This window comes from Streptomyces calvus, assembly GCF_006782915.1.
GTDB lineage: Bacteria > Actinomycetota > Actinomycetes > Streptomycetales > Streptomycetaceae > Streptomyces > Streptomyces calvus.
In genome coordinates this window covers 1-16,045 of record NZ_VCNP01000009.1, presented here as the reverse complement: position 1 = coordinate 16,045, position 16,045 = coordinate 1, and the positions used below count along the sequence as shown (strand labels likewise).

At 73.7% G+C, this 16,045-nt stretch carries 12 protein-coding genes; 7 read left to right on the top strand and 5 right to left on the bottom strand.

Annotation, left to right across the window (positions count from 1 at the left end; genetic code table 11):
* The 4 genes from FGW31_RS03470 to FGW31_RS03455 all read left to right on the top strand — a co-directional run bounded on the left by FGW31_RS03470 (nt 1) and on the right by FGW31_RS03455 (nt 3,654).
* On the top strand, nt 1–930 hold the full coding sequence (locus FGW31_RS03470) for a M23 family metallopeptidase (protein WP_142191826.1): 930 nt from the start codon (nt 1–3) through the stop codon (nt 928–930).
* Nucleotides 931–1,133: 203 nt separating this feature from the next.
* Nucleotides 1,134–1,919 (top strand): SGNH/GDSL hydrolase family protein, encoded by a 786-nt coding sequence (locus tag FGW31_RS03465; protein WP_142191977.1) that lies wholly within the window; start codon nt 1,134–1,136, stop codon nt 1,917–1,919.
* Nucleotides 1,920–1,944: 25 nt separating this feature from the next.
* Nucleotides 1,945–2,391 carry a GNAT family N-acetyltransferase gene (locus FGW31_RS03460; protein WP_142191825.1) on the top strand — a complete coding sequence of 149 codons (447 nt, stop codon included), beginning with the start codon at nt 1,945–1,947 and terminating at the stop codon, nt 2,389–2,391.
* A 66-nt stretch (nt 2,392–2,457) separates the two neighbouring features.
* Entirely contained in the window at nt 2,458–3,654 is a 1,197-nt protein-coding gene (locus FGW31_RS03455) for an MBL fold metallo-hydrolase (RefSeq protein WP_142191824.1), read from the top strand.
* Between the two features lie 345 nt (nt 3,655–3,999).
* Here the strand turns inward: FGW31_RS03455 and FGW31_RS03450 are convergent, their stop codons facing one another.
* Nucleotides 4,000–4,719 (bottom strand): alpha/beta fold hydrolase, encoded by a 720-nt coding sequence (locus FGW31_RS03450; RefSeq protein ID WP_233452370.1) that lies wholly within the window; start codon nt 4,717–4,719, stop codon nt 4,000–4,002.
* Between the two features lie 264 nt (nt 4,720–4,983).
* Between FGW31_RS03450 and FGW31_RS03445 the strand changes: the two genes are divergently transcribed.
* Nucleotides 4,984–5,958: an NAD(P)H-dependent flavin oxidoreductase gene (locus tag FGW31_RS03445; RefSeq protein ID WP_233452368.1), complete on the top strand. Its 975-nt coding sequence runs from the start codon at nt 4,984–4,986 to the stop codon at nt 5,956–5,958.
* 415 nt (nt 5,959–6,373) lie between these two features.
* On the opposite strand, the gene FGW31_RS35230 is transcribed toward FGW31_RS03445, so the two are convergent.
* The 4 genes from FGW31_RS35230 to FGW31_RS03425 form a co-directional block, all read right to left on the bottom strand.
* Nucleotides 6,374–7,939, bottom strand: coding sequence for a DUF4189 domain-containing protein (locus tag FGW31_RS35230; RefSeq protein WP_220450353.1), 1,566 nt, complete (start codon nt 7,937–7,939; stop codon nt 6,374–6,376).
* Nucleotides 7,936–8,967 carry a protein phosphatase 2C domain-containing protein gene (locus FGW31_RS03435; RefSeq protein WP_142191822.1) on the bottom strand — a complete coding sequence of 344 codons (1,032 nt, stop codon included), beginning with the start codon at nt 8,965–8,967 and terminating at the stop codon, nt 7,936–7,938. Before FGW31_RS03435 ends, FGW31_RS35230 begins: the two co-directional genes overlap by 4 nt.
* Nucleotides 8,967–9,647 (bottom strand): vWA domain-containing protein, encoded by a 681-nt coding sequence (locus tag FGW31_RS03430; protein WP_142191821.1) that lies wholly within the window; start codon nt 9,645–9,647, stop codon nt 8,967–8,969. Before FGW31_RS03430 ends, FGW31_RS03435 begins: the two co-directional genes overlap by 1 nt.
* Before the next feature lie 104 nt (nt 9,648–9,751).
* Entirely contained in the window at nt 9,752–13,984 is a 4,233-nt protein-coding gene (locus FGW31_RS03425) for a CHAT domain-containing protein (protein ID WP_142191820.1), read from the bottom strand.
* Nucleotides 13,985–14,171: 187 nt separating this feature from the next.
* Between FGW31_RS03425 and FGW31_RS34890 the strand changes: the two genes are divergently transcribed.
* Nucleotides 14,172–14,603: a hypothetical protein gene (locus FGW31_RS34890; protein ID WP_182674441.1), complete on the top strand. Its 432-nt coding sequence runs from the start codon at nt 14,172–14,174 to the stop codon at nt 14,601–14,603.
* The gene (locus FGW31_RS03420) at nt 14,603–15,514 is read left to right on the top strand and encodes a hypothetical protein (protein WP_182674439.1); all 912 of its coding nucleotides are present in this window, start codon (nt 14,603–14,605) and stop codon (nt 15,512–15,514) included. Before FGW31_RS34890 ends, FGW31_RS03420 begins: the two co-directional genes overlap by 1 nt.
* Nucleotides 15,515–16,045: the final 531 nt, after the last annotated feature.

The window sequence follows — 16,045 nt, the reverse complement described above, 5'->3', positions numbered from 1 at the left end:
ATGCCCGCGAAGGGTAAGCACCGCCGTACCAAGGCCCAGCGTTTCACCCGCTCCATCGCCGTCGCCGGAACCGGTGGCGCCGCTCTCGCCCTGCCGTTCCTCGGCGCCACCGGCGCGCACGCCGCCACGCCGCAGTCGGCTCCCGAAAAGGCCGTCCAGTCCCTTTCCGCGGCCGGCCAGAAGGCCACCACCGACAAGAGCGACGCCGCCCGCACGTACACCGTGAAGGCCGGCGACTACCTCGCGAAGATCGCCGAGACCGAGGACGTCGACGGCGGCTGGAAGCAGCTCTACGCGGACAACCGCGAGGCCGTCGGTGACGACCCCTCGCTCATCCACCCCGGTCTGAAGCTCTCCATCGACGGCAAGGCCGCCCCGAGCGCGCCGAAGAAGTCCGCCGCCGAGCCGAAGGCCGAGAAGCCCGCCGAGAAGCCGGTGGAGAAGACCTCCGAGCAGTCCACCGAGCAGTCCGCGGAGCAGTCCTCCTCCGACGACTCCGCGCAGACCGGCACCGCCCCCACCTCCGGCTACAGCTCCCCGGTGCCCGGCGGCGGCGTCGGCACCGGCTACAAGGTGGCCGGCAGCATGTGGTCCAGCGGCTACCACACCGGTGTCGACTTCAGCGTCCCGACCGGCACCTCCCTGAAGGCCGTCGGCTCCGGCACGGTCGTCTCCGCGGGCTGGGCCGGCGCGTACGGCAACCAGGTCGTCATCGAGCTCGCCGACGGCCACTACGCCCAGTACGCCCACCTGTCCTCGCTGTCCGTCTCGGCCGGCCAGACCGTGACCGGCGGCCAGCAGGTCGGCCTCTCCGGCTCGACCGGCAACTCGACCGGCCCGCACCTGCACTTCGAGATCCGCACCACGCCGGACTACGGCTCGGACGTGGACCCGGTCTCCTACCTCCGCTCCAAGGGCGTCAGCCTCTGACGCTCCAGGCGACCCGGCGACACACCGCCGAAGGCCGGACCCGTACCCGCGGGTCCGGCCTTCGCCGTATTCCGGAATTGGCCAACATTTTGAGAGTGTCTTATCTCACCGCACGTCAACCCCTGCCTACGGTCGCGTAGGTCACATTCGAGGGTGAATCATGCATGGCTGTGGCAGACGATTCGAAGAGTGACAGCAGAACAGTGATCGGGTCGTACGTGGCGGTGGGGGACAGCTTCACCGAGGGCGTCGGCGACCCCGGCCCCGACGGGGCGTTCGTCGGCTGGGCCGACCGGCTCGCCGTGCTTCTCGCCGACCTCCGGCCCGAAGGCGACTTCCAGTACACCAATCTCGCGGTGCGCGGCAGGCTGCTGGACCAGATCGTGGCGGAGCAACTGCCCAGGGCCGTCGAACTCGCCCCCGACCTGGTCTCGTTCTGCGCGGGCGGCAACGACATCCTGCGCCCCGGCAGCGACCCGGACGAGGTGGCCGAGCGCTTCGAGCGGGCGGTCGCCGCGCTCACCGCCGTGTCCGGGACCGTCCTGGTGACCACCGGATTCGACACCCGGGGCGTGCCCCTGCTCAAGCATCTGCGCGGCAAGATCGCCACCTACAACGGACATGTGCGGGCCGTCGCCGACCGGTACGGCTGCCCGGTGCTCGACCTGTGGTCCCTGCGCAGCGTCCAGGACCGCAGGGCCTGGGACGCCGACCGGCTCCACCTGTCGCCCGAGGGACACACCCGGGTGGCGCTCCGCGCGGGCCTGGCGCTCGGCCTCGAGGTCCCCGCCGACCCCGAACAGCCCTGGCCGCCCCTGCCGCCGCGCGGCACGTTCGAGGTCCGCCGCGACGACGTCCACTGGGCCCGCCAGTACCTGGTGCCGTGGATCGGCCGCCGACTGCGCGGGGAGTCCTCGGGCGACCACGTGACCGCCAAGGGCACGCTGTCGCCGGACGACATCAAGGTCCGGATCGCGTCGGTGGCGTGAGCCCTCGCACGGTAGCGTGACGATCATGGGGGACTGGGGTGTGCGGCCGGCCACCGCGGCGGACGTCGAGCCGGTGGCCGACCTGCGTGCGGTGGTGCTGCGAGCGGATCTGGAACGGCTCGGTCGCTACGACGCGCGACGCGTACGGCAACGGCTGCGGGACGGGTTCGAGCCGGCCCACACCCGGGTCATCGAGGTGGCCGGAGCGTTCGCCGGCTGCGTGGCGCTCCGGCCGGCCGGTGACTGCCACTGGCTGGAGCACTTCTACCTGGCGCCGGAGCACCAGGGCGGCGGCATCGGCTCCGGCGTGCTGCGCGCACTGCTCCGCCGGTGCGACCGCGCCGGTGCCGTCGTACGGCTGAACGTCCTGCGCGGCAGCCCGGCCCGGCGGCTGTACGAGCGGCACGGCTTCACCGCCGAGACCGAGGACCCGGTGGACGTGTTCATGGTGCGCGAGCCGGCCCGCCCGTGACCCGCTCCGCACTGTCGGACCCGCCGCACATAATGGAATGCCTGACCCACTCCACTTGGAGGTACCGTGCCCGGACCCCGTCTCCAGAGCCCCGGACTCCGCGCGCTGCGGCCCGTGGCCTTCGGCGCGGACCCCAGTGGTGAGCGCATGGCGCGCATCCGCCGCTCCCCGCACTTCAAGAACGGCGTCTTCCAGAACCCCGGAGGCGACGCGCGGATCCGGCCCTCGGGCTCGACGCGGGACCTGGCGAAGATCTACCTCGACAAGGACAGCCGCTCCCGCCGCGCCCCCAAGGGCGCCGTCCCGGTGTACCCCACCACCCTCGCCGACATCTCCCGCCCGCCCGCCGACGGGCTGCGCCTGACCTGGATGGGCCACTCCAGCGTGCTCGCCGAGATCGACGGCCACCGGGTCCTGTTCGACCCGGTGTGGGGCGAGCGCTGCTCGCCGTTCCCGTTCGCCGGGCCCCGGCGCCTGCACCCCGCGCCGCTGCCGCTGGCCGCCCTCGGACCGGTCGACGTCGTCGTGATCTCCCACGACCACTACGACCACCTGGACCTGCCCACGATCAAGGCGCTGGCCGGCACCGACACCCTGTTCGCCGTCCCGCTGGGCGTGGGCGCACACCTGGAGCACTGGGGCGTGTCAGCCGGCCGGCTGCGCGAGCTGGACTGGCACGAGACGACCAAGGTCGGCGGTCTCACCCTGACCGCCACCCCGGCCCGCCACTTCTGCGGACGGGGCCTGCGCAACACCCAGCACACCCTCTGGGCCTCCTGGGTGGTCGCCGGTGACGAGCACCGGATCTACCACAGCGGCGACACCGGCTACTTCGACGGCTTCCGGGACATCGGCGCCGACCACGGCCCGTTCGACGCCACGATGATCCAGGTCGGCGCGTACTCGGACTTCTGGCCCGACATCCACATGACGCCGGAGGAGGGCGTCCGGGCCCACCTCGATCTGCAGGGCGGTGACCCGGCGGCCGGTGTGCTGCTGCCCATCCACTGGGGAACGTTCAACCTGGCGCCGCACGCGTGGGCGGAGCCGGGGGAGTGGATGAAGGACGCGGCCGAGGAGGCCGGCCAGGCGGTGGCGTTCCCGCGGCCGGGCGAGCCGTTCGAGCCCGCCGGGAAGCTGCCGGTGGAGGCGTGGTGGCGGGCCGTGTCCGGTCCGATCGCGCACCCGTGGCGGCGTCCCCGGGGTGCTGAGGGTGCAGTCGAGGCGAGCAGGGCCGATCTTGACCTCGCGGGCGAGCGGTGACGTCGGTCCTGTGGGCGTCCGCACGCCCGCATGCTTGAGGACCACGCGGCGGACGGCGAGCAGACGGCCGGCTTCGCGCCGGCCGACGAGACGCTCGGCCGGGGCACGGAGCGGAATCCCCGGAACGGCGCCGCTGAGGCCGTGCGCTTCCCGCGGCGGGGCGGACAGCGACGGAAGCCCGACGGTTGCGGAGCCCGGGGAGGCCGCCGAAACGGCCGCCTTGGACGGCTCTCCCCGGATGCCACTGCCCGTCGCGGTCCGGCGCCCTCGGCCGGGTCAACCCCTGACGCTGTCGAGTACCACCCGGGCGACTTGTTCGGGGTCGTCGGACATCGGTGAGTGCCCTCAGCCCTTGAGCGAGACGTGCCGCGCGCCGGGAAGCAGTCGTGCTGCCCTGAGTGCCTGGTGGGGTGGGGTCATCAGGTCCCGTGTGCCCCACCCGACCGTGACCGGGACGGGAACCTCAGGGGCGAAGGCCCGCAGCCGGTAGGCGCGCACCGCGCGCTGCGTCGGCTCGAAGCCGGGAGAGCGGGCCAGATTGCGCAGCGCGCCGGCGGCCGCTGCCTTCGGGATCCGCCAGGGCCGGGCGGCGAGCTGCCAGAAGGCCACGGTGCGCCCGATCGGGTGTCCGGCGATCCAGTCGGGGCGTTCGGCGCAGGCCCGTGCCATCGTGTGGGCGACGCGGAGCGAAACGAGAGCGTAGGCGGCCTCGGGGCGGGTCCACAGCCCGATGGGGGACAGTGTGACGGCGCTGCCGACCGCGCCGCTGCGGGTCAGTTCCAGGGCGACGGCTCCGCCGAGGGAGTTTCCCGCGACGGGCGGGCGGTTGAGGCCGGCACCGGGGAGCCATTCGGCGACGGCGGTGGCCAGCGCCTCGACGGTGGGCGTGGTCCCTTCGGGGAGGGAGGGACTGTCGCCGAAGCCAGGGAGGTCGACGGCCACCACCTCGTGCTCGCGGGCGAGGCGCTCCAGGACGGGTGCCCAGCCGTCCCGGTCGAGTTGGAGGACGACCACCAGGGGCGGCCCGCTGCCGAGCCGCCGTGACGCCAGTTCCAAGTCCGGCATATCCGCATCGTAGAGGGACGGTCCAGGACACGCACCCGTGCACGGAACCACGCGCAGGTGTGTTCACGCACGTCCTCGGCGCGGTCCAGGAGCCGTGACCAGGACCCCGCATGATCCGGAACGTGACCGTGGGACCGAGTGGTGTCCGTCCGCACGGTTCGACAGGTGGCCGGGAAGCATCGCGCCTAGGCTTGACATCCGGACAACGCCGTCTCGGGGATGCGGGATGGAGGCGCAATGCTTCGGACACCGGTGTGCGGAGTATTGGGCATCGAGGTGCCGATCGTGCAAGGGCCGCTCGGAGGGCCCTGGCAGCAGGGCATGCGGCTTGCCGCGGCCGTCAGCAACGCTGGGGCGCTGGGCAGTGTCCCCACCACCCTGCGCACGCCGGCGCAGGTCCGCGACGACGTGCGTCGACTGCGCGATCTCACCGACCGGCCGTTCGCGCTGAACATGACCCGGCGGCCGTTCGACCCCGAACTCTTCGACGCGGTGATCGCCGAGGCGCCAAAGGTGTTCTCCTTCGCGCTCGGCGCGCCGGACGATCTGGTGACCCGCGTCCACGACGCCGGCGCGGTCTTCCTGCAGCAGGTGACGACCGTTGAGCAGGCGGTGCGCGCGGCCGAGGCAGGCGTCGACGTGATCAGCGCGCAGGGCACGGAATCCGGCGGGTTCTGCGGCGATGTCAGCACGATGGCGCTGGTGCCGCAGGTCGTCGACGCCGTCCGTCCGCTGCCGGTACTCGCCTCCGGCGGCGTCGCCGACGGACGGGGCATCGCCGCGGCACTGACCCTGGGGGCGCAGGGCGTGAACATCGGCACCCGATTCCTGGCCTCGGTCGAATGCGGGGTCAGCGACGACTGGAAGGCCGCCATCGTCTCCGCCGCCAGCGAGGACACCGTCAAAGTGGCGTTCGTCGAGCACATCCTGCCCCCGCCCACCGAGGGTGGGTACAGCACCGTCCCCCGGTCGCTGCGCACCCGGTTCGTCGAGGAGGGTAACGCCGACGCCGAAGCGGCCGCCGCCCGGGCCGAAGCGTTGCGCACCGCAGTGATGACGTCGATGCGCGACGGCACGGCGCACGAACTGATCCCGTTGACGGGCCAGACCGTCGGCCTCGTCCACGACGTCGCCCCGGCCGCCGAACTCGTCCACCGGTTGATCACCGAGGCGGAGGCGACGCTGCGCGCTCTGGCCGACCTTGCGTCGGCGACGAACGGCGCCGATGAAACCGGGTAGGAACGGTCGGCACCGGCGTCCCGCAGCGGGATGCCGACCCGAGCCCCGCTGTCGCAAAACGCGACGTCACGACGTCACGGGCACCGCCGGACAGCTCGGCCGGTCCTGCGCCGCGTGCGGGCCGTGAGCGCGACGGAGCCGTCCGCCGCCCGGGGGACTTCCGCGCTCAGTGCGTCTCGAACCCGCCCCCGGCCGGCCGGGGAGAGCGGCGAGGTGACCCGGCGCGGACCCTCGGCCGCCGCCGGGCCGCTGACGACCGCGCCCCGCGCCTCCTCGGGCACGGGCACGCCACCGCGTCGGCGAGGAAGAAGTGCGCGGGCGAGGAGGCGGACGCCCGTGCCGACCACGCTGACGTGGGGCGGCGGATGCCGTCGGGGCGAGGCCTGCCGGCTGATCGGCGCAGTGCGTCCGAGGGCTACCGCGTGGTGCACACCCAGGTGATCCACCGGCCGCCGCCGGCGCGGGCCACGGCGTTCCGTGTGGCCTCGCCCTCGGTGGCGCCGCTGCCGCCGTGGTAACTGCCGGTGCCCGGGTTGTAGGCGACGGCGCCGCAGCTGTTGACGAAACTCGCCAGGACCTTGCAGTCGCTGCGGTTGCAGCTGTTCAGCGCTGCCGCCCTCGCCTCGGCCCGCGAGTCGTAGTCCCACGCTCTGCCGTAACCCCCGGACCGGTTCACCGCTATCGCCCCGTAGTTCTTCGGAGGCGGAGGCGGAGGCGGTGGTGGAGGAGGCGGCGGCGGGGGCTCGGGCGGCGGTTCCGGCGCCTCGGTCGGGCGCGGGTCGGGCGGGTCGGGTTCCTCCTCCGGCGGCTCGTAGTCCGGCGGGTCGGGTTCGCTCTCCGGCGGGTCGTAGTCCGGCGGGTCCGCGTAAGAAGGAGCGGTGGGACTGGCGCCCACGGAGGTGCTGGAGCCCGAACCGGCGTCGTCCTGCGCGGCCTCCAGGGCGAACAGGCCCACCAGTCCCAGGACGACCGCGGCGGCCACACCGGCGCCCTTGTTCGTGACCGGACGGGGAGCGGGAGGTGTTCCGGTGGCGCCGGGCGGTGGCGGGGCGCCGGTGCGGGTCCGCCGGCGCCCCGCGTGGCCCGCGGCGGGTCTGGTGGACGCCTTCCTGCTCGCGGTGTTGAGCTGTGCGGCCCACTGCGCCGGTGTCGGTCTGGCGGCCGGGTCCCGGCCGAGGCCCGCGCGGGCCAGTCGGCCCAGCTCCGGGCTGAGCGAGGCCAGAACGGCGGGGTCGGTGGTGGTCTGGTCACGCGCGAGCAGCCGTACCGCGAGCAGTGCGAACTTGTACGCGTCGCCTGCGCGGGTCGCCTTCTGCTCGCCCGCGGGGAGTTCCCAGTCGGGCGTCTCCGCCTGGGGAAGCGCGGTGGCGCCGCGCAGCCGCACGGCGTCGCAGTCGATGAGGAAACAGCCGGGGCGCGGATCGGTGGTGAAGAGGAGGTTCTTGGGAGACAGATCGCCGACGGCGACGTCCATGCCGTGGAGCCGGTCGAGGGTGCCGGCGAGGTCCGACAGGAGCAGCAGCCTGTCCCGTTCGCTGATGACCAGTCCGATGCCGGCGACGTAGGCGTCGTCGTTGAGCAGGTACTCCACGTTCGCCGGACGCCGCGTCGTCCCGGTGTTCCCCTGCAGGCCGCGCAGTTCGAACATGAAGCGTTCGGGTACGGCCCGCATCAGGAACCCGCAGGTGATGCCCTGCCGACGGACCACGGCGGCGGGCCAGGCCGCTCGCTCGCACAGCCACCGTCCCTGCGCGGCGGTGAGCCCGAGCGGCAGTGCCACCAGCTGTTCCAGTACGGGCACGTCCAGTTGGGGGAGCACGGTCGGCGCGTACTCCTTGTAGACGGCGTCCCAGCCGCCGCCCTGTGAGGTGCTGACCCTCCGGTTGGTCACCTGGTGGACGGTGCCCTGCCCGCCCTGCCCGAGCCGACGGCCCAGCACGAGCGTCCTGTGGTCGACGACGGGTGGCCGGCCGGTGGTCACGGTGCCGCCGCCCCGCTGCGGGGCCAGAGCGCCAGGAGCGTCCGGTCGTCGTCGAAGGTCTCCTTGGAGAAGTCCAGGAGGTGCGCGAGCCACGGCGGCGACGGCGGCTCGGCCGCGCCGAGGTTCCGGGCGAACAGCGCGCCGACCGGTCCGTCGCCGTCACCGAGCGGGTCGCCGAAGCCGTCGGTGCCGATCAGCACGGCCTGACCGGGCACCGGGCGGACCCCCGCGTACGGCAGCGGGTCCGGCACCTCGGGGAGCGGATGCACCTCGTTCGACACCACGGTGCTGTCCGAGCCGGTCTTCGTCTCGAACAGCGCCCGGTACGTGCCGCCCGCGAGGTCGAGCAACCATGCCCCGGAGTCGCCGATCCGGCCGATGTCCACCGCGCATCCCGTGGAGTCGGGGTACGCCACACCGAAGACGAGCGTCGTTGCGTACCGGTCCGCCACCTCGCCCGGTCCGGGCTCCCGACCGCCCGTGTCCCGCCGGGCCAGCTCACACAGCCGTGCGGCGGCGTGCTGGGCGACCTCGCGCAGGTCGAGCGGGCCGGGCTGCCGGGACAGCAGGCTCAGCATGCGCCGTACGGCCGCCCGGCAGGCCTCGGCGGCGCCCAGTTCCGCGTGCGAGGCGCTGGACACCCCGTCGGCGACGGCGAACACCGTGCTGCCGGTGGGTTCGTGCACGGCGGCCCGTGCGGCGTCCTGGCGGGGCTGACGGTAGTAGCGGTGCTTGGCGCCCCGGACGGAGGCGAAACGCACGGTGAGCTGCGGAGTCGACCAGCCGTCGCACTCGGTGTCGGGACAGTCGTACGCGAACGGCCCGACCGGCGGTCTCGCCTCGAACTCGGGGCCGGGCTCGCCCACGGTGAGGCGCTGCCACGGCGGGGCCGCCGGGACGATGGGCGGAACGGTGGGCCGGGCGGGGATGCCGGGACCGGGGCCGGCAGGGGCGAAACCGCCGGACGGGAAGCCGCCGAGGCCGTCACCCGGGCCCGCGCCGGGAACGTGACGGCCGGGGAGCGGCATCAGCCGACCTCGTCGATCGCCATGGTGAACTGGTCCGGACGGTTCACCACCAGCTGCGGGTCGCCCGCGTTCAGCGAACGGCCCGAGGCGACCAGGCTGGCGGTGAGCGCGTGGAAGAACTCGGCGACGGCCTGTCCGATGTCCGTGCCGGACTTGGCGACGAACGCGAACTCCTTGCGCGTCGCCACCTCGACCATGGTGGAGGCATCCGCGTCGCCGATGCCGCACGCCACGATGTTCGGGGCGGTGGGTGTCTGCGCCTTGTCGGTGAGCGTGCCGTGCGGACGGCGCCAGGCACCGCCGTCGGTGGGCTGCCCGTCGCTGAGGAAGAAGACCACCGGACGGTGCACCTTGTAGCCCTCGGCGCGCAACCGCCGTACGTCGTGGGGGATGCGCTGCAGCAGGTCGTCGAAGACCGCCCGGTAGTCGGTCAGGCCGCGGATCCCCACCTCGGGCAGTCTCGTCGCGGAACGCATGTCGGCCATTTCCATGCGCACGCGTACGTCGTCGGAGAATCCCAGCACGGTCAGCCGCAGCTTCGCGGAGACCATCGGCTCCGCCCGCAGCCCCTCGCAGAGCGAGACCAGTCCGCCGGACAGGTCCTCCTGGTACGGAGCCATCGACCCCGACTCGTCGGCCAGTACGTACGCAGGCAGCAGTACACCCCGTGGTTCCGCCATGCGGATTCGCCCCCGTTTCGCATTCGGTCACGTTCGTACCCCTGTATGTCACCGTACGTGGACATGATTCATGCGAAGTGTCTGACTTCTTCGCACAATCTCCATCACGCGCCGGTGTGGGTGTGTGCGGCCCAAGCGGTGGGCGTCACGGGGTACTTGGCCCGCAGGGCGCGTACGGCGTGATGCAGGGCCGTGGCCGTGTGCGTGAGGTCGGGCGCACTCCGGCCGCCCCGGGTGAGACGGCCGTAGAAGTCGGCGGCGAGGTGCAGGGCGGGCCGGTCGCCCACGGGCCACAGCGTGCCCACGACGTGCGGGTACCCGGCGAGCTGGAACGCGCCCGTGAGGTGCAGCGCCTCGTCGGTGAGCCGGGTCAGCGTGGTGGAGCAGGCGGACAGGTAGGCGAGCCCGCCGTTCAGGCGCAGGGCGGAGACGTCGGAGACGGTCAGCGGGTCCCGCTGGTGGTCGTGGAGCAGCAACTTCCCCTGCCAGGGGTCGATCCGGGCGGGCTTGTGGTGGCAGGCGAAGTGCACGACCGGGTGGTCCGGGAGCGCGGCGAGCACGGCGGCGCGGGTCGGGTCGGCCAGCACAGTGGCCTCGGGAATCAGCTCGGCGAGCAGTTCGGCCTCGGTCGCGGCGCCGGGAAGGACGCCGACACCCGGAGCGTCGGGGACGGTGACGACGGCGGTGCGGACATCGGGCCGGTTGCGGTGGCGAGCGGCACGGCCGGCGGCAGGAGCGCTGTCGTCGTGACCGGCGGCGCGGGCGGGAGCCGGGGCACCGTCCGCGTGGTGGGCCGCGCGGGCGCGGGCCAGGCCGCGGACGGTGGCGGTGTAGGAGGAGACGACCCGGTCCAGCACGGTCCGCGGAGCCTGCCGGTGCGGTGAGCCGTCGGTCGCGAGGAGGTCGCGGTGGTGTCCGGCGGCGTGCAGCGGCAGGTGGGCCAGGTTGCCGACGGGGCACCACCACAGCCGTGGCCAGGGTTCGCCGGGGGCCGGTGGCGCGGTGTGTCCCAGGGCGGTGAGCACCGGTTCGGCGACGGTGTCCCAGAGCCAGGCGAGGACATCCAGCACCTCGGACTGGGCGGCGCGGCGCCCCGTGGGATCCAGGGACGGGTCGACGGACCGGTCGACGGCGGTACCCAGTGCCTTGACCCGCCGTACGACCTCGGATTCGCGCAGATCGTGCAGGGGCACCACCGACACCGGGTCATCGGGGTCTCCGGTCAGCACCAGCGCGTCGCACCGCATCGGCGTGGCGTAGACGTAGACCACCGGGCCCTCGGCGGCCGTCGTCGTGAGGACGGCGGCCCGCGGGGGCATGAGGAAACCCGCGAAGCCGTCCAGCGCACGGATCCGGTGCAGCAGGGCCTGCCACGCCGTCTGTGTCTCCAGCCGGATGACGGCCCGGGATTCGGGCGTCACCGGTGAGTCCTCGGCCGCGAGGGCGGGCCGGTCGAGAGCCTCGATCCGCTTCCTCACGTTCACGAACGCCGTGGCCAGTTCGGGGGCGGCCGCCCGGAGCCGGTCGAGGTCGGCGCCGACGGCGGCGACGGACTCGGCGGTCAGCACGCCTCGGGACTGCTCCAGCAGTTCCACGGCCTGCCCGGGGCGCCCGGCCGACATGGCGGCCCCGGCCACCACCGGCGCCATCGCACCGAGACCGCCGAGCACCTGTCCCCGGTCGCCGGCGTCCAGGGCGCCCCGGCCGAGTTGCGGCAGCAGGGTGACGATCGTCTCCGCCGAGGCCAGCGCCTCAACGGAGTCGGACAGTGCGGCCAGCAGACGGTGGGCGAGGATCCGCAGTTCCGGCTCGGCGGACTCGTCCGCACCCACCGTGCGCGCGGCGGCGAGCGCCTCCTCGAGCAGGCCGTACTCGCCGGTCCGGTCGTACAGCAGATAGAGCGCGGCGGCGTGCTGGTTGAGGGCGCCGGAGGGGGCCGGCTGGCCCGGGCCGACGCGCTCGACGATCTCACGGGTGTGGGTGACGGCCTCGCGGAGCGGGGCGTCGTCGTCGTTCCGCAGGGCGGTGAGCAGGAGCACCCTGACCAGCAGGCTCAGGCCCAGGAGGGACGGCAACTCGTCGTCACCGGAGGCGGCGACGGCATCCCGGCAGGCCGCGGTCGTCTCCTCCGACAGGGCGGGATCGTCGTCCCAGACGGCCCGCGTCACCAGCGCCTCGGCGAGCTTGTGCAGCAGCCGGACGCGGTACGGGTGGTCCCGGGGCAGCGTGGCCAGTCCCTCGCGGCAGCGCTCGACCGCCTCCGCGATGTCCTCCTCCTTCCCGGTACGGGCGTAGGACATCTGCAGTGCGGCGCAGAGGTTGCCCAGGTACATCGCCCGGTGCGGGTGGCGTCGGGGAGCCGCGGCGCACGCCTCCCGGCCGGCCGCGACCGCCGCCTGCACGGGTGCGGAGTCGGCCGTCTGCCAGGCCAGGGTCTGCAGGACGAGTCCGAGGCTGTTCAGGTGCAGGGCGCGGTGCGGATGACGGGCGGGCGTACCGGCGACGGCGGCGCGCGCGGTGCGGACGGCGTCACGCAGCACCACGGAGGGATCGTCGGCGTAGGGGTGCAGGCCGAACAGGGCCTGTGCGAGGTTGTTCAGTGCCGTGGCCCGCTCCGGGTGGGTGCCCGAAAGGCCCTCCAGTGCCTTCCGCAGGACGGTGACGGCTTCCTCGGCAGCTTCATGCGAGCCTGTGCCGTGCGCCAGCGAAGCAAGTGCCATGCCCAGGTTCATCAGCCACTTGTACGTGGTGGAGCTGTCGGCGGACTCGGCGACGGCCAGCCGGTGGAAGCCGACGGCCTCCTCCGCGAGGGCCGTCCGTCCGGTGTGCTCGTACGCCCGGACCAGGATCGTTCCCAGATGCGACAGGGCCGGGGGCCGGTTCCGGTGCCCTTCGGGCAGCGCCGCGACGGCCCGACGTCCGAGAGCGACGGCTTCCCACAGGACGTCGTCCCCGCCGACGGCGTCGTGCAGGCGGAACAGGGTGAACACCAGGTTGCCCATACGGCCGGCGTGTTCCGGGCCGCCCTGGGGTGCGGCGGCGACGGCGGCCCGGCCGACCTCGGCCGCCTCGGTCAAGGTCCCCACGTCGCCGGTGTATTGGAACAGGACGAGCAGGGCATGGCTCAGTCCGTTCAGGAAGTCCGCCCGGTCCGGGTCGGCGGCGACGGCCTCACGGGCGACGTCAACGGCCTGCGCCGCGGCGGCGGTCGCTTCGCTCGCGTCGGTCCCGTCGGGCACGGCCTCCGCCAGCGACCGCAGGCACCAGCCGAGCCGGTTCAGGCACTCGGCGCGGCGCGACGGGTCGGCGGCGGCCACTCCGGCCCGCGCGGCGGCGACCGCCTCCCGCAGCAGAGTCGCGTCCTGCTCCCGGACGGCCGACGCCGTGAGGCACCAGGCGAGGGTCCGTAAGGCATCGCAGCGCTGGGGATGCCCGTCGGGTGTCACGGCGACGGCCTGCCGCCCGACGGCGACGGCCTCATCGAGGTGCACGCTGTCGCCCGTGCGCTCGTACTGCGTGCCCAACGCGGTGGCGAACGCCAGGAGACGCGCGCTGCGGGCCGGGTCACGGGCGGGTGTCGCGGACACGGCGAGCCGGAACAGCGAGATCGCCTCGGCGCCCGCGGCGGCGTCGTCGTACAACTCGGCCCATCTGCCGCGCAGCAGGCCCAGATGCATGCGGTACCGCACCAGTTGGGGGTGGCCGGGACGGGTGGCGACGACGGCTCGGCGGCAGACGGTGACCGCTTCCTGCAGTGCCGCCGGGTCGCCGTCGCGGGTGAACAGGCGCAACAGTGCGAGTCCGAGGTTGCTCAGGAACATCGCGTGCTCGGGATGCGCGGTGACCTGTGCCGCCTCGCGGGCGACCGTGACGGCCTCGTCCAGGGCCGCCGGGTCTCCCTTCGTCTCGTAGGTCATCCGCAGACCGTGCCCGAGGTTGTTCAGCGCCATCGCCCGGTCGAGGGGGTCCGGCAACGGGCCCGCGACCGCGATACGGAAGAGATGGACGGCGCGGCGCAGCAGCGGGGGCGAGCTGTCCCGCTCGTGGGCGAGGGCCAGGAGGAGACCGAACTCCAAGGCCGACTCGGCGTCCGTGCCGTCGCGCTCGTCGCCCGCGTACACGGCGGCCAGCTCCACGGGCACCGCACGGGGGTCCACGGCGTGCACCGGGGCCAGGAAGCGCACCGCCTGCACGAGGTCCTCCGGGCCGTCCTCGTCGTCGGGCCGGAAGCGCAGCCAGTGGTACCAGCCGAGGACGGCGGCGGTGTCGAGGTCGAGGGCCGGCCCGACGACCGGGGCGAGGGCCGCGGCGGCTCTCGCGGCGTCAGGTGCACGCACCGCACGGTCGTCCCCCGTGTCACGAGCCCGTCCGACGCGGCGCCGGAGATCCGCGAGCAGTTCCTCCCGGTCGGGCATCGCATCCCCCTCTGTCCGCGTACCGCTGGGTGTGGGCTGTACCTTGACAATCCTCGTGCACAGGACGGAAGTTGACTGCCCGTCGGCACAATTCCGGAGGTGGTGGACCGTGAACGGCGTACGGGACCGGCTGGGCCTGCTGTGCGACCAGCTCACCCGGCACCGGGCGATGACGACGGAGATCGCCGCCGCCGGTGCGGGGCCGCAGTTGGAGGAACTCCTCGACCTCCTGTCCGCCGCCCCCGACACCTCCGCGGCGCGGTTGGGAGAACTGCTGGACGCCATCGAGGAAGCCTGCGCCCGTCATGGCCTGGCCCCCCTGGACGTACGCGGTCCGGTCGACGGCCGGCCCGGAAACGGACGGCTGCCTCCCGGGTTCGCGCTGACGACGGACGGTGCGGCGGCCAGCGGGGCAGGCACGGTGGACGCCTGGGTCTGCCCGTGGGGTCGCTGCGGCCGGGTGGTGTTCCCCGAGGAGGAGGCGGGCCCGCCCGCGTGCGCGGCGGGCGACGAGCCTCTGCACGCCTTTCCGCCGCGCTGATGTCCGCGCTGCTCACCGGGATCGGCACCCGGATCGCGGAACGCTGGTTGCAGACGGTCGTCCTGGCCGGCCTGCTGTGGATCGCGACGCTGGTCATCGCCGTTCGGCTCGGGCACGAGCATCCGTTCGACGTCGGCCGGCTGTCCACGTGGCTCGACGAGATCGCCCGGGACCGGGTCGGCCGGAGTGCCTCCGCCGTTCTGCTGGCCGTCGCCGCCGCCCTGCTGGCGGCAGGCGCCGCGGGCCTGACGGCCGGCGCGCTCGGCGGCGCGTTCCAACGGCTGTGGGGCGCCGCCGGTGCCGGGCCGCCGCTGTCCTGGATGGTGCGGTGGCGCCTGCGCGTCCGGCGGCGCCGCGTCGAGCGGGCCCGGCGCGCCATCGCACGGGCCGTCGCTCACCGGCGCCGGGGCGGGCGGCTGCTGCTCGCGTACGCCCGGCACACGGCCCGACGGCGGAAGCCGCACGAGCCCGAGCGCCCCACCCGGATCGGGGACGTCTTCCACGGCGTCGCGGTCCGGGTGCACCGCCGTTACGCGCTCGACCTGGAGCCGACCTGGCCACGGCTGTGGGCCCTGCTGCCCGAGACACTGCGCGCCGACGTCACCGCTGCCCGCCAGGCGTACGACGCCGCCGCGCGCCTGGCCGGCTGGGCGCTGCTGTACCTGGCGCTTGCGGTGCTGTGGTGGCCCGGTGCGCTGGCCGGAGCCGCCGTCCTCGCCACGGCCGTCGGCCGCGCCCGCGACGCCGCGAGCCTGCTGGCCACCCTCGTGGAGACGGCGGTCGACCTGCATCTGACGGACCTGGCGGAACGACTGGGAGTACGGGGCGGCGAGGACGTCTCGGCCAGCGAACTGGGCCGCGCGGTCGCGCACCACCTCGCTGGACCGGAACACCCTGCCGCGGGACGGTGATCCACGGTTCGCACGGCGCACGGCGCTCGGTGCAGCGTGAGCGGCCGGAGCCGCATCACTCCCCACGACGACTACGTTGAGTGATGTTCTGGCCGTGGCGATGGCAGGTCGCGACGGCCTCCACGCGTCCCCGCTCCTCACTAGGAACGCTCTCGGGTGCACGGGGTGCAGACGAGGGCGCCAGGAAGGCCGCGCGCCCGCCCCGACCGGCCTCTTCTCGGTTGACCACTTCTGACCAGCCGCGATCGCTCTCTGCTCGATCTCGATCCGCCGCTCGGGCGGGTTATCGGCCTGTCGTACGAAGCCTCCTACCAGAGCGGGATGCTCTCCGCACGAGTTTGTCAACTGCCCACCGCACGTGATGCGGTGGCGACTACGGTGAGTGTCGGACGGGTGACGCGGCGGCTCACGCCGCACGGCGTGATGCGCCATGGGCCGCGTCGACGAGGACGGGATCAGGGAGCGGGGACCGGCAGGTGCAGCCACAAGGCGGACGAGGGAGCGGACGGGGCACACCACCCCGGCGCCCGG

Bases quoted from the DNA above. Each gene is read 5' to 3' on its own strand.
- FGW31_RS03435 (WP_142191822.1), bottom strand. From the start codon at position 8,967: ATGCCGCTCCCCGGCCGTCACGTTCCCGGCGCGGGCCCGGGTGACGGC.
- FGW31_RS03420 (WP_182674439.1), top strand. From the start codon at position 14,603: ATGTCCGCGCTGCTCACCGGGATCGGCACCCGGATCGCGGAACGCTGG.
- FGW31_RS03470 (WP_142191826.1), top strand. From the start codon at position 1: ATGCCCGCGAAGGGTAAGCACCGCCGTACCAAGGCCCAGCGTTTCACC.
- FGW31_RS03460 (WP_142191825.1), top strand. From the start codon at position 1,945: ATGGGGGACTGGGGTGTGCGGCCGGCCACCGCGGCGGACGTCGAGCCG.
- FGW31_RS03450 (WP_233452370.1), bottom strand. From the start codon at position 4,719: ATGCCGGACTTGGAACTGGCGTCACGGCGGCTCGGCAGCGGGCCGCCC.
- FGW31_RS03430 (WP_142191821.1), bottom strand. From the start codon at position 9,647: ATGGCGGAACCACGGGGTGTACTGCTGCCTGCGTACGTACTGGCCGAC.